This is a genomic window from Kosakonia cowanii JCM 10956 = DSM 18146, assembly GCF_001975225.1.
Lineage (GTDB): Bacteria > Pseudomonadota > Gammaproteobacteria > Enterobacterales > Enterobacteriaceae > Kosakonia > Kosakonia cowanii.
On sequence record NZ_CP019445.1, the window covers coordinates 2166006 to 2186264 of the forward strand.

Below are 20259 nucleotides of genomic sequence, written 5' to 3' on the forward strand. Positions count from 1 at the left end.
GGCTGGCATTTCCCACTGCCCGCAAGGTGTATGCTTACCGTGGTGAATATGCGTAAGGACGGCTTATGAAAATTGTCATCGCACCGGACTCCTACAAAGAGAGTTTAACGGCCCTGGAGGTGGCGACCGCCATTGAAGCGGGGTTTAGCGAGGTGTACCCCAACGCTGAGTACGTGAAAATCCCGGTGGCGGACGGCGGGGAAGGGACGGTAGAAGCGATGGTCGCCGCCACCCAGGGGCGGGTGGTGAAGGTGACGGTTAAAGGGCCGCTCGGCGAGGAGGCCGACGCCTTTTATGGCCTCTCCGGCGATGAGCAATCGGCGTTTATCGAAATGGCGGCAGCAAGCGGGCTGGAGCGCGTGCCCACGGCGAAGCGCGATCCGTTAATCACCACCTCATGGGGAACCGGGGAGCTGATCCGCCATGCGCTGGATGCGGGCGTGAAACAGATCATTATCGGCATTGGCGGCAGCGCGACCAACGATGGCGGCGCAGGCATGGTGCAGGCGCTGGGTGCAAAGCTTCTTGATGAGCAGGGGGAGCAGATCGCCACAGGCGGCGCGGCGCTGGAGCGCCTGGCGCGTATTGATATTGGCGAGCTGGATTGTCGCCTGGCGCAGTGCCGGATTGATGTGGCCTGCGATGTCACCAATCCGCTTACCGGTAAAGAGGGAGCCTCGGCGGTGTTCGGCCCGCAAAAAGGGGCGACGCCGGAGATGATCACGCGGCTGGATAAGGCGCTGGCGCACTACGCGCAGATTATTGCCCGCGATCTCGATTGCGATGTGTTAACGCTCTCCGGCGGCGGCGCGGCGGGTGGCATGGGCGCGGCGTTGTACGCTTTTTGCGGAGCCGAGCTGCGCCAGGGGATTGAGATTGTGACCGATGCGCTGGCGCTGGATAAGCACGTGGCCGATGCGGATCTGGTGATCACCGGCGAAGGGCGAATCGACAGCCAGACCGTGCACGGTAAAGTGCCGGTCGGCGTGGCGAAGGTCGCCAAACGGTATGATATTCCGGTGATCGGCATTGCCGGCAGTTTGACCGCCGATGTTGGTGTGGTGCACGAGCACGGCATCGACGCGGTGTTCAGCGTGATTTACAGCATCTGTTCCCTCGACGAGGCATTAGCCAACGCCGGGGAGAATGTGCGCCTCACCGCGCGCAATGTGGCGGCGGTATTAAAAGCGGGGCAGGGGTTACGGTAAGGCGTGCCGAATGCCTGATGGGTGGTTATGCCGGATGGCGGCTGCGCCTTATCCGGCCTACGTTCACGAAGCCGCTGAAACCGCGTAGGCCGGATAAGCGTTTACGCGCCATCCGGCAATGAACGCTGCTTAACCAATCAACCGGTGCGCTTCGCGCGCTACGTTATCCATCTCGTCGAGCAATTCGAGAAGCTCCGGCTCCAGATCTTCGGCGGCCACGCCGCTGCGCAACTGGTGCTCAAGCAAATGGCAGAGCTTTTTCAGGCGCGGTACGCCGCTATAGCCGCAGCTGCCGTGCAATTTATGGATCCCTTCCGCCAGCCCGCTGGGCGCTTCGCCGACCAGCTGCTCTTCAACCATATTGCGGATCTCTGGCAGAAATTCGACCAGCATATGCAGCATATCGCGCGCCAAATCTGATTTCCCCGCTGCCTGACGCAGCGCTAACTGCCAGTCGAGCGTCGTTTCATCATCCACGGTAATAACTGGCGGCGTCTGCTCTGCTTCCGGCTCCAGCGGCGTCAACCATGGGCCGACGCTGTGGCCGGGCTTATAGCGCAGCAGCAGGTTCCGCAGCTTCTCCTCCTCAATCGGCTTCGCCAGGTAGTCATTCATCCCGGCGCTGAGCAGCTTCTCTTTCTGCCCGGCCATCGCATGGGCGGTGACGGCGACCACCGGCGTCTGCTGCTGGTGCGGCAGCTGGCGAATCAATTCGCAGGCGCGAATCCCGTCCATCTCCGGCATCTGAATATCCATCAGCACCAGATCGAACTGCATCTGCTTCGCCCGCTCAAGGGCTTGCTGGCCGCTTTCACATAACTCCACCTGCTGAACCTGATCCTCAAGCAGCGCGCCAATCAGCTTCAGGTTGGCGGGGTTATCATCCACCGCCATCACTGACATCGGCAATTTGGTCTCGTCGGGCGCGGGCAGCTCCGCCAGCCGCGTGATGCGGCAATATTCCGTTAACGCAGGCAGCAGGCGCGTCGAGGTGAGCGGTTTAAGCAGACAGGCCGCCGCGCCATCCTGTTTGAGCGATTCGGCGTCAACCTGCGCGTGGCATGGCAGCGCCAGCAGCAGGTAGTCGGTCATCGCCGCGGCACGCGCCAGGCGGTCATGCTGCATACTCAGCGGCTCGCGCACGGTCACCGGGATCGCCATCAGCAGCATGTCGTAGTGTGCCTGCGGCAGCGCGGAAAACGACGGGCTGTAAATCACCTCCAGCGGCGTTTCGCTCAGCACATCGAGCGTACACTGCGCCGCCGTCGCATTTGGCTCCACGTAGGCCAGACGCTTGCCGACCAGACAGCGGGTCGGCTGCATCTCGCTGATAGCATTCGGGTTAAGATCGAGATTGATATGGAACCAGAAGGTTGAGCCGCGATTGGGCTGGCTGTGGAAAGAGATATCGCCGCCCATCTCATTGACCAGCCGCTGGGTGATCACCAGCCCCAGCCCGGTGCCGCCGTGGCGACGCGAAATGCTGGCGTCCGCCTGACGAAACGCCTGGAAGAGCCGCGACTGGTCGCGCTCGGGAATGCCGATGCCGGTATCGCGGATCTGCATTTCCACCTGCACTTTGTTATTGCTGATGGCGCGCTTCTCCACCACCACGTCGATATTGCCGTTTTCCGTAAACTTGATCGCATTGCCGACCAGATTGGTGATCACCTGCTGCAGGCGCAGCGGATCGCCGATGACGTTATCCGGCACATCGTTTTTGATGCTCAGCGTCAGCTCCAGCCCCTTATCGTGGGCCGAGTGCGCCAGCGTCACCACCTCATCCAGCGTGCTGCGCAGCGGGAAGGGGATGCTTTCCAGAATCAGCTTGCCCGCTTCCAGCTTGGAGAAGTCGAGCACGTCATTGATGATCGCCAGCAGGTTATTGGCTGAGCGCTCAATGGTCAGCAGATGGTCGCGCTGGGTAGGATTCAGTTCCGATTTCAGCGTCAGGCGGGTAAAGCCAATCACGCCATTAAGCGGCGTCCGCAGCTCGTGGGACATATTGGCGAGAAACTCGGATTTGATGCGCGCCGCTTCCTGGGCGCGCTTTTTCGCCAGATCCAGTTCAACGTTCTGGATCTCCATCTGCTCCAGCGTTTCACGCAGGTCGGAGGTGGACTGGTCGATATTGTGCTGCATCTCTTCGTGATAGGCAGCCAGCGACATCGCCATCGAGTTAATGCCGTTTTTCAACATATCCAGCTCGCCGAGCATAAAGCCTTCGACGCGGCTATCGAGCTGGCCGCGGCGAATGCGGTCGACGGTGTTGACCATATTACGTATTGGGCTGGTGACATCGCGCATTAGCCGCCAGCCAAAAATGAGCGCGATGCCGATACAGAAGAGGATCATCAGGCTGGAGATAAAGATCTCTTTGTACTGCTGCAAACGCACCGATTTGAGATCCAGCTCCAGCGCCACATAGCCGAGCAGATTGCCGGTGATCTTATCTGCCGGCAGCGAGGAGTTGGCGGGCGCAAACCCTTCGGTAAGGATCGGCGTGCGCAGGATCATCACATCGCCGCGCCGGGTGACGCTCAGCTTGCGCGGGAAGGGCTGATGGGCGGGCAGCTTGAGGGAGTCGCCCTCCAGTTGCAGGTTCGACGAGACGAAGAGCGCGTTCTTATTGTCGTAGATCGAGATGGCCCGCACGATATCGGAGTGGCGGCGGTGCAGGACGCTAATCAGCTGGCCGATGGCGTCTTTATCCTGCAACGTCATGCTGTATTCGCTGGAGACCGCCAGCGGCTCAATAATGCTGGCACCGGCGTCTTCCAGTTGACGCTGCAAATCGTTATAGCGATGGACGACAAAAAAGACGCTGAGCAGCACACCGATAAGTACGGTGGGCGCCAGAATCAGAATCATCATGCGTGCGCGCAAGCTGTAGTTGGTCATGGAATTCCGTTATGGGAGAATGGGGCCATTGATCAGTAATTGAGATTTTTCACCGCAATGGCGCAATTCTACTCTGCAAAACGACGAGTGACGACTCGTCAAAAAATAACCGTAACAGTAAACGACCTTGACCCGTTTGGGCAGGGGGTGGCGCGTCATAATGGTAAAGCGCTGTTTATTCCCGGTTTGTTACCCGCAGAGACGGCGGAAATTATCCTTAAAGAGGATAAACGCCAGTTTGCCCGCGGCGAAGTGAGCCGCCGCCTGAGCGACAGCCCGGAGCGCGTAGCGCCGCGCTGCCCGCACTTTGGCGTCTGCGGCGGCTGTCAGCAGCAGCATGCGAGCATTGAGCTGCAACAGCGCAGCAAACGCGCCGCGCTGGCACGCCTGATAAAGCAGGAGGTCGACGATGTGATCGCCGGTAAGCCGTGGGGATATCGCCGCCGCGCGCGCTTAAGCCTGAGCTGGCAGCCGAAAGCGCAGCGTCTGGAGATGGGTTTTCGCAAAGCGGGCGACAGCGATATCGTCAATGTCACACAATGCCCGGTGCTGGTGCCCCGTCTTGAAGCACTGCTTACGCCGCTGCGCGACTGCCTGGCGGAATTAAGCGGTGCTCGCCAGTTGGGGCATGTCGAACTGGTTGAGGCGGATAATGGCCCGCTGATGGTGCTGCGTCACACCGCACCGTTAAACGCCGCCGACAGAGCAAAACTGGAACGCTTTTCGCATTCCCATCATCTGGCGCTTTATCTCGCGCCGCAAAGCGATATTGTTGAGCAGATCACTGGTCAGACTCCCTGCTACGCTTCTGACGGGCTACCCTTACACTTCAGCCCGCGGGATTTTATCCAGGTCAATGATGGCGTAAATCAGCAGATGGTCGCCCGTGCGCTGGAGTGGCTCGCTGTGCAGCCGCAGGACCGCATTCTCGATCTCTTTTGTGGGATGGGAAATTTCACGCTGCCGCTGGCGAAACGCGCGGCGGAAGTGGTTGGCGTGGAGGGCGTTGCCGAGCTGGTAGCGAAAGGGCAGGAGAACGCGCAACAGAATGGTTTGCACAATGTGACATTCTTTCACGAAAATCTGGAGGAAGATGTTACAAAACAGCCGTGGGCGAGCCGTGGGTTTGACAAAGTTTTACTCGACCCTGCGCGCGCGGGGGCGGCAGGTGTGATGCAGCATATTATAAAATTGTCGCCGGGCCGGGTGGTCTACGTCTCCTGTAATCCCGCCACGCTTGCACGCGACAGTGAAGCGCTGCTGAGTGCGGGATACCAGATTGAGCGGCTGGCGATGCTGGACATGTTCCCGCACACTGGTCACCTGGAATCGATGGTGTTGTTTGTGAAACACAAATGATTAATTTCGGCTTGCCGAATTCGGCAGGCCCGGTCCCTGAAAGGAGAGGACAATGGTTGCGGTACGCAGTGCGCATTTGAACAAAGCGGGTGAATTCGATCCGGCCAAATGGATCGCCAGTCTGGGCATTACCAGTCAGCCGTCGTGTGAACGCTTAACCGAAACCTGGGCTTATTGTCTGCGTCAAACTCAAGGGCATCCGCAGGCGGAGATCCTGCTTTCACGCGGGATCGAGATGGTGGAGATCCTCTCGATGCTGAGTATGGACACCGACACGCTGCGCGCCGCGCTGCTCTTCCCGCTCGCCGATGCGGAAGTGGTCAGCGAAGAGGTGCTGCGCGAAAACGTCGGCGCGGCGGTGGTTGAGCTGATCCACGGCGTGCGCGACATGGCCGCCATCCGCCAGTTAAAAGCGACTCATACCGATTCCGTCTCCTCCGAACAGGTGGATAACGTCCGCCGCATGCTGCTGGCGATGGTGGATGATTTCCGCTGCGTAGTCATCAAGCTTGCTGAACGTATCGCCCATCTGCGCGAAGTGAAAGATGCGCCGGAAGACGAGCGCGTGCTGGCGGCGAAAGAGTGTACCAACATCTATGCGCCACTGGCGAACCGCTTAGGTATCGGCCAGCTGAAGTGGGAGCTGGAGGATTACTGCTTCCGCTACCTGCACCCGGAAGAGTACAAACGCATCGCTAAGCTGCTGCACGAGCGCCGTATCGATCGCGAACACTACATTGATGAGTTTGTTGGCCACCTGCGCGCCGAGATGAAGACCGAAGGCGTCAAAGCCGAAGTCTATGGCCGCCCGAAACATATCTACAGCATCTGGCGCAAGATGCAGAAAAAGCACCTCGCTTTCGACGAGCTGTTTGATGTCCGCGCCGTGCGCATCGTCGCTGAACGGTTGCAGGATTGCTACGCCGCGCTGGGGATTGTGCATACCCACTATCGCCACCTGCCGGATGAGTTCGACGATTATGTCGCCAACCCGAAACCGAACGGTTACCAGTCCATCCATACGGTGGTACTCGGGCCGGGCGGTAAAACCGTTGAGATCCAGATCCGTACCCGCCAGATGCACGAAGATGCCGAGCTGGGCGTTGCCGCACACTGGAAGTACAAAGAGGGCACCGCGACGGCGACCGGCGCGCGTTCCGCACATGAAGATCGCATTGCCTGGCTGCGTAAGCTGATTGCCTGGCAGGAAGAGATGGCGGACTCCGGCGAAATGCTCGACGAGGTGCGCAGCCAGGTTTTCGACGACCGGGTCTACGTCTTTACGCCAAAAGGGGATGTGGTGGATCTGCCCGCTGGCTCCACGCCGCTGGACTTCGCTTACCATATTCACAGCGATGTGGGTCACCGCTGCATCGGCGCAAAAATCAGCGGCCGCATCGTGCCCTTTACCTATCAGCTGCAGATGGGCGATCAGATTGAGATCATCACCCAGAAACAGCCGAACCCGAGCCGCGACTGGCTCAACCCGAACCTCGGCTATGTCACCACCAGCCGCGGGCGCTCGAAGATCCACGCCTGGTTCCGCAAGCAGGATCGCGACAAGAACATTCTTGCCGGTCGCCAGATCCTCGACGATGAGCTGGCGCACCTCGGCATCAGCCTGAAAGAGGCGGAGAAGCACCTGCTGCCGCGCTACAACTTCAACGAGCTGGACGAGCTGCTGGCGGCGATTGGCGGCGGCGATATTCGCCTTAACCAGATGGTCAACTTCCTGCAGGCGCAGTTCAACAAGCCGAGCGCCGAGGAGCAGGATGCCGCTGCGCTCAAGCAGTTGCAGCAGAAGACCTACGCACCGCAGAACCGCAGCAAAGACAACGGGCGCGTGGTGGTGGAAGGGGTTGGCAACCTGATGCACCACATCGCGCGCTGCTGCCAGCCGATCCCTGGCGACGAAATCGTCGGCTTTATCACCCAGGGGCGCGGCATCTCGATTCACCGCGCCGACTGCGATCAGCTGGAAGAGCTGCGCAATGTCGCGCCGGAGCGCATCGTGGATGCCGTCTGGGGCGAAAGCTACTCGGCGGGCTACTCGCTGGTGGTGCGCGTCACGGCGAACGATCGCAGCGGGCTGCTGCGTGATATCACCACCATTCTCGCCAACGAAAAGGTCAACGTGCTGGGCGTTGCCAGCCGCAGCGACACCCGCGAGCAGCTGGCGACTATCGATATGAATATCGAAATCTACAACCTGCAGGTGCTGGGCCGCGTGCTTAGCAAACTGAATCAGGTGCCTGACGTTATCGACGCACGTCGCCTGCACGGCGGCTGATCGTCTCTTCACCCGATCCTCCCATCTTCTGGGAGGATCGCTTTTTAGCAAGGATTTTTCATGACACAAATCGAACGTCTGCTCGGGATCATGCAACGGCTGCGCGACCCGCAAACCGGCTGCCCGTGGGACAAAGAGCAGACTTACGCCACCATCGCGCCCTATACGCTGGAAGAGACTTACGAAGTGCTGGACGCCATTTCGCGCGAAGACTTCGACGATCTGCGCGGCGAGTTGGGCGATCTGCTCTTCCAGGTGGTCTTCTACGCGCAGATGGCGCAGGAAGAGGGGCGTTTTGATTTCAACGATATTTGTGCTGCCATCAGCGACAAGCTGGAGCGCCGCCATCCGCATATCTTTGGCGACGCGCAGGCGGGCAATAGTGCCGAAGTGCTTGAGCGTTGGGAGCAGATCAAAACCGCCGAGCGTGCAGAGAAAGCGCAGCACTCGGCGCTGGATGATATTCCTCACAGCCTGCCGGCACTGATGCGCGCCCACAAAATCCAGAAGCGCTGCTCAACCGTTGGCTTTGACTGGACCACCATCGGCCCGGTGCTCGACAAAGTGTATGAAGAGATCGACGAAGTGATGGACGAAGCCAAACAGGCGGTTGTCGACCAGGCGCGCGTGGAAGAGGAGATGGGCGATCTGCTCTTTGCCACTGTTAATCTCTCTCGTCACCTGGGCGTTAAAGCGGAAGTGGCGCTGCAAAAAGCGAACCTCAAATTTGAGCGCCGCTTTCGCGAAGTCGAACGGCTGGTTCAGGAGCGCGGCCTGGAAATGACCGGCGTAGATCTGGAAACAATGGAAACTATCTGGCAGCAGGTAAAGCGGCAGGAACATGATCTTTAAGGCATTTGTGGTAACAAGCCCGATTTGTGTGATTTTTTAAATAGCAAGCGCTTGATTTGCGTCAAAAACATTTGCTGGAAAGGGGCTATTTTCACACTCATTACGTTTGTTGAAACGTTTCCGCTAACGCCGCTTCGGCTTATCCTTAGGGCTTCCGGGCGGCAACAGCACGAATCAGTAAACGTTCAGAATTGTTGTACAAGCGGCGTCAGCCAAGAGAGCTAACGCTAATGCGGCCTGAAGAGAGAAGGGGAGGGGGAATGAAAGTTTGTGGCGCAACTCATCATCCGGTATACTGCTTTCCCGTCCTGGTTATTCCACCGTCTTTTAAACCTAACTTCTCAGGTTCAGCATGACAACGAACTATATTTTTGTGACCGGCGGGGTCGTATCCTCTCTGGGTAAAGGCATTGCCGCAGCCTCCCTGGCAGCTATTCTTGAAGCCCGTGGCCTCAAGGTCACCATGATGAAACTGGATCCGTACATCAACGTCGATCCGGGCACAATGAGCCCTATCCAGCATGGTGAAGTGTTCGTTACCGAAGATGGCGCAGAAACCGATCTTGATTTGGGTCACTACGAGCGTTTCATCCGCACCAAGATGACCCGTCGCAACAACTTCACCACCGGCCGTATCTACTCCGAGGTGCTGCGTAAAGAGCGCCGCGGCGACTATCTCGGTGCGACCGTGCAGGTTATCCCCCATATCACCAACGCCATCAAAGAGCGCATTATTGCCGGCGGCGAAGGCCACGACGTTGCGCTGGTTGAGATCGGCGGTACCGTGGGTGATATCGAATCCCTGCCATTCCTCGAAGCGATCCGCCAGATGGCGGTAGAAGTGGGCCGCGAGCGCACCCTCTACATGCATCTGACGCTGGTGCCATATATGGCCGCTTCCGGTGAAGTGAAAACCAAGCCGACTCAGCACTCTGTGAAAGAGCTGCTCTCCATCGGTATTCAGCCAGATATCCTGATTTGCCGCTCCGATCGCGCCGTTCCGGCCAACGAAAGAGCCAAAATTGCTTTGTTCTGTAACGTTCCAGAAAAAGCAGTGATTTCTCTGAAAGATGTCGATTCCATTTATAAAATCCCGGGCCTGTTGAAATCTCAGGGGCTGGACGATTATATTTGTAAACGATTCAGCTTAGACTGCCCGGAAGCGAATCTCGCCGAATGGGAGCAGGTGATCTACCAGGAAGCGAATCCGTCAGGTGAAGTCACGATTGGTATGGTCGGCAAGTACATTGAGTTACCGGATGCCTATAAATCGGTGATTGAAGCGCTGAAACATGGTGGTCTGAAAAACCGCGTAACCGTCAACATCAAGCTGATTGATTCGCAGGATGTTGAGACGCGCGGCGTTGAGATCCTCAAAGGCCTCGATGCCATTCTGATCCCGGGCGGCTTCGGCTACCGCGGCGTAGAAGGCAAGATCGCCACCGCGCGTTTTGCGCGTGAAAACAATATTCCTTACCTCGGCATCTGCCTGGGTATGCAGGTTGCGTTGATTGAGTATGCGCGCCACGTTGTCGGGATGGAGAACGCCAACTCCACGGAATTTGTGCCAGACTGTAAGTACCCGGTTGTGGCGCTGATCACCGAGTGGCGTGACGAAGAGGGCAACGTTGAGCAGCGTTCTGAGAAGAGCGATCTCGGCGGCACCATGCGCCTTGGCGCGCAGCAGTGCCAGCTTAGCGATGAGAGCCTGGTTCGCCAGCTGTATGGCTCAGAAACGATTGTTGAGCGCCATCGCCATCGCTACGAAGTCAACAATATGCTGTTGAAACAGATTGAAGCTGCGGGCCTGCGCGTTGCGGGCCGTTCCGGGGATGATCAGTTGGTCGAGATCATCGAAGTGCCGAACCATCCGTGGTTTGTTGCTTGCCAGTTCCACCCGGAGTTTACTTCTACGCCGCGTGACGGACATCCGCTGTTTGCCGGCTTTGTGAAAGCTGCCAGCGAGTATCAAAAGCGCCAGGCGAAGTAAAATATACAAAGACAGTGCACCCCGACGGGTGCATTGTTGTCTGGAGTTTTAGTTTAACTTGTACTGAGGAAAACCTAATGTCCAAAATCGTTAAAGTCATCGGTCGTGAAATCATCGACTCCCGTGGTAACCCGACTGTTGAAGCAGAAGTTCACCTGGAAGGTGGTTTCGTTGGTCTGGCTGCCGCTCCGTCAGGTGCTTCCACTGGTTCCCGCGAAGCGCTGGAACTGCGCGATGGCGACAAATCCCGTTTCCTGGGTAAAGGCGTAACCAAAGCAGTTGGCGCAGTTAACGGCCCGATTGCTCAGGCGCTGCTTGGCAAAGATGCCAAAGACCAGGCTGGCATCGATAAGATCATGATCGATCTGGACGGTACTGAGAACAAATCTAACTTCGGCGCCAACGCTATCCTAGCGGTCTCCCTGGCTGCTGCGAAAGCTGCTGCTGCCTCTAAAGGCCAGCCGCTGTACGAGCACATCGCTGAACTGAACGGCACCCCGGGCAAATACTCCATGCCGGTTCCGATGATGAACATCATCAACGGCGGCGAGCACGCTGACAACAACGTCGACATCCAGGAATTCATGATCCAGCCGGTTGGCGCTTCCAGCGTTAAAGAAGCGATCCGCATGGGTTCTGAAGTGTTCCATCACCTGGCGAAAGTGCTGAAGTCTAAAGGCATGAACACCGCTGTTGGTGACGAAGGTGGCTACGCGCCGAACCTGGGTTCCAACGCCGAAGCGCTGGCTGTTATCGCTGAAGCGGTAAAAGCAGCAGGCTACGAACTGGGCAAAGACATCACTCTGGCGATGGACTGCGCAGCATCTGAATTCTACAAAGACGGCAAATATGTGCTGGCTGGCGAAGGCAACAAAGCCTTCTCTTCTGAAGAGTTCACTCACTTCCTGGAAGAGCTGACCAAACAGTACCCGATCGTCTCCATCGAAGATGGCCTGGACGAATCTGACTGGGACGGCTTTGCATACCAGACCAAAGTGCTGGGCGACAAAATCCAGCTGGTGGGCGACGACCTGTTCGTAACCAACACCAAGATCCTGAAAGAAGGTATCGACAAAGGTATCGCTAACTCCATCCTGATCAAATTCAACCAGATCGGTTCTCTGACCGAAACTCTGGCTGCCATCAAGATGGCGAAAGATGCGGGCTACACTGCCGTTATCTCTCACCGCTCTGGCGAAACTGAAGACGCAACCATCGCTGACCTGGCGGTAGGTACTGCGGCTGGCCAGATCAAAACCGGTTCCATGAGCCGTTCTGACCGCGTTGCTAAATACAACCAGCTGATTCGTATCGAAGAAGCGCTGGGTGAAAAAGCACCGTACAACGGTCGTAAAGAGATCAAAGGCCAGGCATAATCCCTGCGCGTTCGTCTTAGAGAAATGCCAGTCGAATGACTGGCATTTTTTTTTACTTAAAATCGACTTCCATCTGCTGCGGAATCGTCAAACCGCGCGTCGTCTGCACACAGCGGGCGATATAGTCGGTAAAGCGCGGCGGCTTCGGCATGCCGAGGCTCAGCAGCTTATCATTACTGAAACGCACGTTGAGTGTGGCGAAGGCACCATATAACCGCATCGCTTTCAGCATCAGCCGCTCATTGCACGGCCCGAAGATATCCTTCAGCTCGCGGCGCATCTTCACCAGCGTCTCATAGCTCACCTGCGCGTAGTTATCGGCAATCGGGGCTTTCTCCAGCGCCTGCGCCATCGCGCTGTCGATATCCGCAAAGCGCACGCTGTTCTCCTCCCCGGCAGAGATATGCACCACTTCCCCGTGCGCCATCTCTTTTTCCAGCAGCATCAGCAGGGCATCAGCACAGTAATCGACCGGGATCACATCCACGCGATCCTCCAGCGAGCACATAAATTTTTGCAGCATCAGCCCCATACTGAAGACCCAGAAAATACTGGTCGACGGCTGGCAGCCGTGGCACGTGTGCCCAACCACAATGGAGGGACGGGCGATAACCAGCGGCAGTTGCGGGCAGTGCTGGCGCATCAGCTGTTCAATGGTCGATTTGGAGTGGGTATACGCCACAAGGTGCTCCGCGTTTTCACGAAACTCTGCGCTCTCCGCCACCAGCGAATCCGGCTCCGGAGTACAGGACATCGCCGTGCCAACATGCAGGAAGCGCTGCAAGCCTGTTACCTGCGCCATCCGGCGCGCGAAGGCGAGGGTACCTTCCACGTTCACTTTCCAGATCAGCGGATTGCTGCCAAATGAGGCCACTGCCGCGCAGTTGACTACATGGGTGACCTGCTCAAGGCGCGGATCGTCGAGAAAGCTCTCCGGCTCGCCCAAATCACCGCAAAGGATCTGCCCGGCGGTGAGGGCGGCAAGCTGCGCCTCGCTGAGATTAAATTTGCGCATATTCGTGACAATGCGCGCCAGCCCGGTTTCGCGATCGGCGGCGCGCACCAGCAGTAATAAATTGACCTTTTCATTACGCTGCAGGATTTTTTCTAATACTGCTCCGCCCAGAAAACCCGTTGCGCCCGTTATTAATAGTGTGGTCATGCGTGCTATCCCATTATGGTTGAATGGGCGGATTGTAGGAGCAGAAAAGTAAACGCCAGATAAATAAACACGCGGCGTGAAAAGGCGAAAATTAAGCTTAATTTAAGGAAAGTGTCGCGGGGGATTTTTATAGGACAGCGAAGCCGGGGAAAAAATTCAGGCAAGATAAATAAATTATCTATGTTGATGATTTTATTTATTATTAATTGCCTGTCATGCATGTGAAATAAAAGCGTAAATTATTTCCATATGTAAAATAAATAATCTCTGCTTACATCCTTTTTCCCCTTTTTTAAATCATATTAGACGATTCGCATACACTAATCGCGGGCAGGCACTTTCGCTTTTAACGACAATAATAGAGATAACATTAAACAGTCAGAGGGAGGCCGACGATGTTAGAGCAAATAAAAGGCAAGCTGGTCGTTTCGTGCCAGGCGCTGGAAAATGAGCCACTGCATAGCCCGTTTATTATGGCGAGGATGGCGCTGGCGGCCGCCGAGGGTGGAGCATCGGGAATTCGGGCTAACAGCGTGGCGGATATTGAAGCTATCAAACAGCAGGTCGCACTGCCGGTGATTGGCCTTTTAAAGCGCGACTACCCCGATAGCGAGGTGTTTATTACGCCCACGCTGCGCGAAATCGAAGAGTTAGTGGCCGCCGCGCCAGAGATGATTGCGCTCGATGCCACCCAGCGCCCGCGCCCCGGTGGAGAAACCCTTGCACAACTGGTCGCCGGGATCCGTGCCCGCTGGCCCGCGCTGTTATTAATGGCGGATATCGCAAGCGTTGAAGAGGCAGTGATAGCAGAGCAGCTTGGTTTCGACTGCGTCGGCACCACGCTCTACGGTTATACGGCGCAGACAAAAGGCCATACGCTGCCGGAGAGCGATTTTGCCCTGCTCAAAGGAGTGCTCGCAGCCGTTGCCATTCCGGTCATTGCCGAAGGGAATGTTGATACCCCCGAGCGCGCGTCGCGCTGCCTGGCGCTCGGTGCCCATGCGGTGGTAGTGGGCGGTGCCATTACCCGTCCCCAGCAGATTACGCGCCGTTTTACCGACGCAATAAGATCACCAGCTGTCTGACGAGCCGCCGCCGTCGCTGGAGCCGCCGTCACCGGAGCTTGAGCTATCGCTGCTGCTGTGGCTGCCGCTATCACCGCCTGAATGGTGGTGAAGGTGGCTGGTGGAGGTCGAGGTCCAGGTCGCACTGTCGTCGCGCATCGTACCGCCGCCTTCAGCCAGCAAGCGCTGCGGGTAGAGCCACAGGAAGAACAATCCCGAAAAGATGCTGATAAAAGGGATGGAGAAGCTGAGCCAGACAAAAGGCATCACCCAGGAGACAAACTCAGAGGTGATGGCGAGTGCCGGGGTCAGTAACAACGAGCCAAAAAAGAGTACCCGCACCGTTCTCTTTTTGCGCTTGAGGATCAGTAAAAAGAGGCCGACGGCGAGAAAGGGCAACCCTTGCCAGTAAGAGAAGTTAACCAGCTTTCCGCGCACCCAAGCCCACGAGGCGGAGGCGGGCGATGGCAGCGGTTGCCCGCTCAGCAGCGCATCAATCCCTTTCAGCCCGTGCTGTAAGCCGGAGAGCAGATCCCCCTCCCTGAAGTAGGGCAGCATCTGCTCTTTGATCACCTGGCTTGCCAGCGCATCGCTGATAGTGGTTTCAAGACCGCGCCCGACTTCAACGCGCACCCGGCGATCTTGCCATGCCACGAGGATCAGCACGCCGTCATTGCGCTGCGCATTGCCCAGCCGCCACTCATTAAAGGTTTGTGTGGCAAACGTTTCGAGGTTCTCTCCCTCAAGGGAGGGCAGCACCAGCACGGCGACCTGCGCGCCGGTTCGCCTGTTAATCTCCGCGACCTCGCTAATAAGTGACAACTTATCCTCGGTGGCAAACATGGCGTGCGGATCGTTGACGAAGCCGCGCATCGACGGAACCGGGAGCGCGTGAGCCTGAAACGTCATGCTCACGAACAGCAGCAATAAGGTGACTACGCGTGCCATAAAGCAACTTCCTTGCAGGGCTGGGGGAGATTCGCCACATCATAGCGGCACTCTTTCACCGCTGACAATTCGCCATAAATGGCGTACTACCCGCCGGAGATGTTGCGGCAAAGCGCAAATGGCACATGATCGGCGGCGGGTTATCTGCAATAATCCCTTTTTTCACTTCGATAAAGAGCCAGCATGCAGTACCCGATTAACGAGATGTTCCAGACCCTGCAAGGCGAGGGTTACTTCACCGGCGTTCCCGCCATTTTTGTTCGTTTACAGGGATGCCCGGTTGGTTGCGCCTGGTGCGACACCAAACACACCTGGGATAAGCTCGCGGATCGGGAGGTGTCGCTCTACAGCATTCTTGGCAAGACCAAAGAGAGCGACAAGTGGGGCGCGGCCAGCAGCGAAGATCTGCTCGCCATTATTGAGCGCCAGGGCTGGACGGCGCGCCACGTGGTGATCACCGGCGGCGAACCCTGCATTCACGACCTTATCCCGCTCACCGCGCTGCTTGAGAAGCACGGCTTTAGCTGCCAGATCGAAACCAGCGGCACCCACGAAGTGCGTACCTCCCACTCCACCTGGGTGACGGTTTCGCCGAAGGTGAATATGCGCGGCGGGTATGATGTGTTACAGCAGGCGCTGGAGCGGGCCGATGAGATCAAGCACCCGGTCGGGCGCATGCGCGATATCGAAGCGCTGGATGAACTGCTGGCGCAGCTGCACGATCAGAAGCAGCGGGTTATCGCTCTGCAACCCATCAGCCAGAAAGAGGACGCCACGCGTCTGTGCATTGAAACCTGCATTGCACGCAACTGGCGGCTGTCGATGCAGACGCACAAATATCTCAACATCGCCTGAAAAACAAAACCCGCCAGCGGCGGGTTTGTTGTTTTACGCAGAGGATCAGCCGCGGTAGACGCATCCGGCGGTACAGGTCTCTTTCACCATCACCGCGCTCAGCAGCGGCACAACCGGCTTCATCTGATCCCAAATCCATTTCGCCAGCACTTCGCTGGTCGGGTTTTCCAGCCCCGGGATCTCATTCAGATAGTAGTGATCCAGTCTGTCGTAGAGCGGTTTAAACGCCGCTTTCAGCTCGGCGAAATCCATAATCCAGCCGGTATAAGGGTCCACCTCGCCGGTGATCTCCAGGCGCACCATAAAGGAGTGGCCGTGCAGGCGGCCGCACTTATGTCCCTCAGGAACGTGGGGCAGGTGGTGCGCGGCTTCGAAGGTGAAATCTTTAAACAAGGTGGTCGACATAATGCACTCTCAGGCTACAAAAACCGCCGAATGGTAGCGGAAATGACCTTTTTTAGCATTAACTAAAACCGCTAAAAACGATTACCGCTGCACGCGCTTAACGAAGCAGTCGATTTATCGCTAAAATTCAGTCACTTATTCAACCTGTTTTACTGTTAAGGATGATAGCTAAAACAGGTTAGTCCTTTTGGTTATTTATTATTTCCAACCTTTCTTTAATTGTTATTATCCCCGCCGTTAACCTTACTTTCTCTTCTGTTTTTCAAAACATAAAAACAGCTTTGCTACTGGAACATAACGACGCATGACAACCCAGGCCCCATCTTCCGCGTTGCTCCCGTTAAACCCGGAGCAACTGGCGCGCCTCCAGGCGGCCACCACCGATTTGACTCCCACCCAGCTCGCCTGGGTTTCCGGCTATTTCTGGGGCGTGCTCAATCAGCAGCCCGGCGCGGCGGCCGTTGCCACCGCTGCACCCGTTGCCGAAACCCCATCGATTACCCTGATCTCCGCCTCGCAGACCGGCAATGCGCGCCGCGTCGCTGAAGCGCTGCGCGACGATCTGCTGGCGGCGAAACTGAGCGTCAACCTGGTCAACGCGGGCGACTACAAATTCAAACAGATTGCCAACGAGAAGCTGCTGGTAATTGTTGCCTCGACGCAGGGCGAGGGGGATGCGCCGGAAGAAGCGGTAGCACTGCATAAATTCCTCTTTTCGAAAAAAGCGCCGAAATTTACCGATACCGCCTTTGCGGTGTTTGGCCTTGGCGATAGCTCCTATGAGTTCTTCTGCCAGGCGGGAAAAGATTTCGACAGCAAGCTGGCAGAGCTGGGTGCCGAGCGTCTGCTCGATCGTGTCGATGCCGATGTTGAGTACCAGGCCGCCGCCGCCGAGTGGCGCGCGCGCGTCGTCGAGGTGCTGAAAGCCCGCGCCCCGGCCGCTACGCCTGCGCAGACCGCAGCCAGCACCAGCGGCGCGGTGAATGAAGTCACCTCCAGCCCCTATACTAAAGAAGCGCCGCTTGCCGCGACGCTCTCCGTTAATCAAAAAATCACCGGCCGTAACTCGGAAAAAGATGTCCGCCATATCGAAATCGATCTTGGCGACTCTGGCCTGCGCTACCAGCCTGGCGACGCGCTCGGTGTCTGGTACCAGAACGATCCGGCGCTGGTGCAAGAGCTGGTGGAGCTGCTGTGGCTGAAGGGCGACGAGCCGGTAATGGTAGACGGCAAAACCCTGCCGCTGGCTGAAGCTTTACAGTGGCATTTCGAGCTGACCGTTAACACCGCCAATATCGTTGAGAACTACGCCACCCTGACACGCAGCGAATCGCTGCTGCCGCTGGTGGGTGATAAAGCGAAGTTGCAGCACTACGCCGCCACTACGCCTATTGTTGATATGGTGCGCTTCTCCCCGGCGCAGCTGGATGCCGACGCGCTGATTGGCCTGCTGCGCCCGCTGACGCCGCGCCTCTACTCCATTGCCTCTGCGCAGGCAGAAGTGGAGAGCGAAGTGCACGTCACCGTTGGCGTGGTGCGTTACGAGATTGAAGGCCGTCCGCGTGCTGGCGGTGCGTCAAGCTTCCTCGCCGATCGCGTGGAAGAGGAGGGCGAAGTACGCGTCTTTATCGAGCATAACGAGCACTTCCGCCTGCCGGCCAACCCGGAAACGCCGGTCATTATGATTGGTCCTGGCACCGGCATCGCGCCGTTCCGCGCCTTTATGCAGCAGCGCGCCGCCGATGAAGCACCGGGCAAAAACTGGCTCTTCTTTGGCAACCCGCACTTTACCGAGGATTTCCTCTACCAGGTGGAGTGGCAGCGCTATGTGAAAGAGGGCGTGCTGAGCCGTATCGATCTCGCCTGGTCGCGGGATCAAAAAGAGAAAATATACGTACAAGACAAACTGCGCGAACAGGGCGCAGAGCTGTGGCGCTGGATCAATGAGGGTGCCCACATTTATGTCTGCGGCGACGCCAATCGTATGGCGAAAGACGTTGAGCAGGCTTTACTGGACGTGATTGCCGAGTTCGGTGGCATGGATACCGAAGCGGCGGATGAATTTTTAAGTGAGCTGCGCGTTGAGCGCCGTTATCAGCGAGATGTCTACTAATGAGCGAAAAACATCCCGGCCCTCTGGTGGTCGAAGGCAAACTGGCCGATGCCGAGCGCATGAAGCTTGAGAGTAACTATCTGCGCGGCACCATCGCCGAAGATTTAAATAACGGTCTGACCGGTGGCTTCACCGGCGACAACTTCCTGCTGATCCGTTTTCACGGCATGTACCAGCAGGATGACCGCGACATTCGCGCCGAGCGCGCCGAGCAAAAACTCGAACCGCGCCACGCAATGCTGCTGCGCTGCCGTCTGCCGGGCGGTGTCATCACCACTAAACAGTGGCAGGCGATCGATAAGTTCGCCCATGACAACACCATTTACGGCAGCATCCGTCTGACCAACCGCCAGACCTTCCAGTTTCACGGCATTCTGAAGAAGAACGTGAAGCCGGTGCACCAGATGCTGCACTCCGTCGGGCTGGATGCGCTGGCGACCGCCAACGACATGAACCGTAACGTGCTCTGCACCTCGAACCCGTTCGAATCGCAGCTGCACGCCGAAGCGTACGAGTGGGCGAAGAAGATCTCCGAGCATCTGCTGCCGCGCACCCGCGCCTATGCAGAGATCTGGCTCGATCAGGAGAAAGTCGCCACCACCGATGAAGAGCCGATCCTCGGCCAGACCTATCTGCCGCGTAAGTTCAAAACCACGGTGGTGATCCCGCCGCAGAACGATATCGATCTGCACGCCAACGACATGAACTTTGTGGCGATTGCCGAGAACGGCAAGCTGGTCGGCTTTAACCTGCTGGTCGGCGGCGGGCTCTCTATTGAGCACGGCAACAAGAAAACCTACGCCCGCACGGCGAGCGAGTTTGGCTACCTGCCGCTGGAGCATACGCTGGCGGTGGCGGAAGCGGTGGTCACTACCCAGCGCGACTGGGGTAACCGTACCGATCGTAAAAACGCCAAAACCAAATACACCCTTGAGCGTGTCGGCGTTGAGACCTTTAAAGCGGAAGTGGAACGCCGTGCGGGGATCAAATTTGAGCCGATCCGCCCGTATGAGTTTACCGGGCGCGGCGATCGCATCGGCTGGGTTAAAGGGATCGACAATAACTGGCATCTGACGCTGTTTATTGAAAACGGTCGTATCCTGGATTATCCGGGACGTCCGCTGAAAACTGGCCTGCTGGAGATCGCGAAGATCCACCAGGGCGATTTCCGCATCACTGCCAACCAGAATCTGATCATTGCCAGCGTGCCGGAGAGCCAGAAAGCGGCGATCGAGCAGCTGGCGCGCAGCCACGGTCTGATGGATGCGGTAACCCCGCAGCGTGAAAACTCGATGGCCTGCGTCTCCTTCCCGACCTGCCCGCTGGCGATGGCGGAAGCGGAGCGTTTCCTGCCATCCTTCGTCGATAAAGTGGAAGCGCTGATGGTGAAACATGGCGTCGGCGACGAGCATATCGTGCTGCGCGTCACCGGCTGCCCGAACGGCTGTGGTCGCGCGATGCTGGCGGAGATTGGCCTGGTGGGCAAAGCACCGGGTCGCTACAACCTGCACCTCGGCGGCAACCGCAGCGGCACGCGCATTCCGCGCATGTACCGCGAAAACATTACCGAGCCGGAGATCCTTGGCGAGATCGACACCCTCGTCGGGCGCTGGGCACAGGAGCGCGACGCGGGTGAAGGTTTCGGCGATTTCACCGTGCGCAGCGGCATTATCCGCCCGGTATTAGATCCGGCGCGCGATTTTTGGGAATAAGCGTTACGGGCCGGATAAGGCGAA

Annotated in this window: 14 protein-coding genes; 10 read left to right on the forward strand and 4 right to left on the reverse strand. The window is 57.6% G+C overall.

From position 1 onward, the window contains the following. Positions 1-65 precede the first annotated feature (65 nt). A complete protein-coding gene (locus tag BWI95_RS10175) occupies positions 66-1208 on the forward strand; it encodes a glycerate kinase (protein ID WP_054804279.1) in 1143 nt (380 codons plus the stop codon). A gap of 129 nt (positions 1209-1337) precedes the next feature. Here BWI95_RS10175 and barA read toward each other — a convergent pair whose 3' ends face one another. Beyond that, positions 1338-4109, reverse strand: a complete 2772-nt coding sequence (gene barA, locus BWI95_RS10180) for a two-component sensor histidine kinase BarA (RefSeq protein WP_076769424.1) — start codon at positions 4107-4109, stop codon at positions 1338-1340. 57 nt (positions 4110-4166) lie between these two features. On the opposite strand from barA, the gene rlmD reads away from it, so the two are divergent. From rlmD to eno, 5 genes are all read left to right on the forward strand, one after another. Continuing rightward, positions 4167-5468 (forward strand): 23S rRNA (uracil(1939)-C(5))-methyltransferase RlmD, encoded by a 1302-nt coding sequence (gene rlmD / locus BWI95_RS10185; protein WP_076769425.1) that lies wholly within the window; start codon positions 4167-4169, stop codon positions 5466-5468. Between the two features lie 52 nt (positions 5469-5520). Beyond that, a complete protein-coding gene (relA, locus tag BWI95_RS10190; protein WP_054804280.1) occupies positions 5521-7758 on the forward strand; it encodes a GTP diphosphokinase in 2238 nt (745 codons plus the stop codon). Between the two features lie 60 nt (positions 7759-7818). Continuing rightward, positions 7819-8610: a nucleoside triphosphate pyrophosphohydrolase gene (mazG, locus tag BWI95_RS10195; protein WP_054804281.1), complete on the forward strand. Its 792-nt coding sequence runs from the start codon at positions 7819-7821 to the stop codon at positions 8608-8610. Positions 8611-8962: 352 nt separating this feature from the next. Beyond that, entirely contained in the window at positions 8963-10600 is a 1638-nt protein-coding gene (pyrG, locus tag BWI95_RS10200) for a glutamine hydrolyzing CTP synthase (RefSeq protein WP_023479487.1), read from the forward strand. A gap of 77 nt (positions 10601-10677) precedes the next feature. Next, positions 10678-11976 (forward strand): phosphopyruvate hydratase, encoded by a 1299-nt coding sequence (gene eno, locus BWI95_RS10205; RefSeq protein WP_023479467.1) that lies wholly within the window; start codon positions 10678-10680, stop codon positions 11974-11976. 52 nt (positions 11977-12028) lie between these two features. Here the strand turns inward: eno and BWI95_RS10210 are convergent, their stop codons facing one another. Beyond that, positions 12029-13138, reverse strand: a complete 1110-nt coding sequence (locus BWI95_RS10210) for an SDR family oxidoreductase (RefSeq protein ID WP_076769426.1) — start codon at positions 13136-13138, stop codon at positions 12029-12031. A 395-nt stretch (positions 13139-13533) separates the two neighbouring features. Between BWI95_RS10210 and BWI95_RS10215 the strand changes: the two genes are divergently transcribed. Beyond that, positions 13534-14223, forward strand: coding sequence for an N-acetylmannosamine-6-phosphate 2-epimerase (locus BWI95_RS10215; RefSeq protein ID WP_054804282.1), 690 nt, complete (start codon positions 13534-13536; stop codon positions 14221-14223). Here BWI95_RS10215 and BWI95_RS10220 read toward each other — a convergent pair. Beyond that, on the reverse strand, positions 14209-15150 hold the full coding sequence (locus BWI95_RS10220; protein ID WP_054804283.1) for a TPM domain-containing protein: 942 nt from the start codon (positions 15148-15150) through the stop codon (positions 14209-14211). The two genes, BWI95_RS10215 and BWI95_RS10220, sit on opposite strands and share 15 nt — an antisense overlap. A 183-nt stretch (positions 15151-15333) precedes the next feature. Between BWI95_RS10220 and queE the strand changes: the two genes are divergently transcribed. Continuing rightward, complete coding sequence (gene queE, locus BWI95_RS10225) at positions 15334-16005, forward strand: 7-carboxy-7-deazaguanine synthase QueE (protein ID WP_042717647.1); 672 nt, start codon at positions 15334-15336, stop codon at positions 16003-16005. Between the two features lie 45 nt (positions 16006-16050). Here queE and queD read toward each other — a convergent pair whose 3' ends face one another. Next, positions 16051-16410 (reverse strand): 6-carboxytetrahydropterin synthase QueD, encoded by a 360-nt coding sequence (gene queD, locus BWI95_RS10230; protein ID WP_023479478.1) that lies wholly within the window; start codon positions 16408-16410, stop codon positions 16051-16053. Between the two features lie 304 nt (positions 16411-16714). On the opposite strand from queD, the gene cysJ reads away from it, so the two are divergent. Beyond that, positions 16715-18523, forward strand: a complete 1809-nt coding sequence (gene cysJ / locus BWI95_RS10235) for an NADPH-dependent assimilatory sulfite reductase flavoprotein subunit (RefSeq protein WP_076769427.1) — start codon at positions 16715-16717, stop codon at positions 18521-18523. Beyond that, entirely contained in the window at positions 18523-20235 is a 1713-nt protein-coding gene (gene cysI / locus BWI95_RS10240; protein ID WP_054804670.1) for an assimilatory sulfite reductase (NADPH) hemoprotein subunit, read from the forward strand. The genes cysJ and cysI overlap by 1 nt, the downstream gene beginning before the upstream one ends. The last annotated feature ends 24 nt before the right edge of the window (positions 20236-20259 follow it).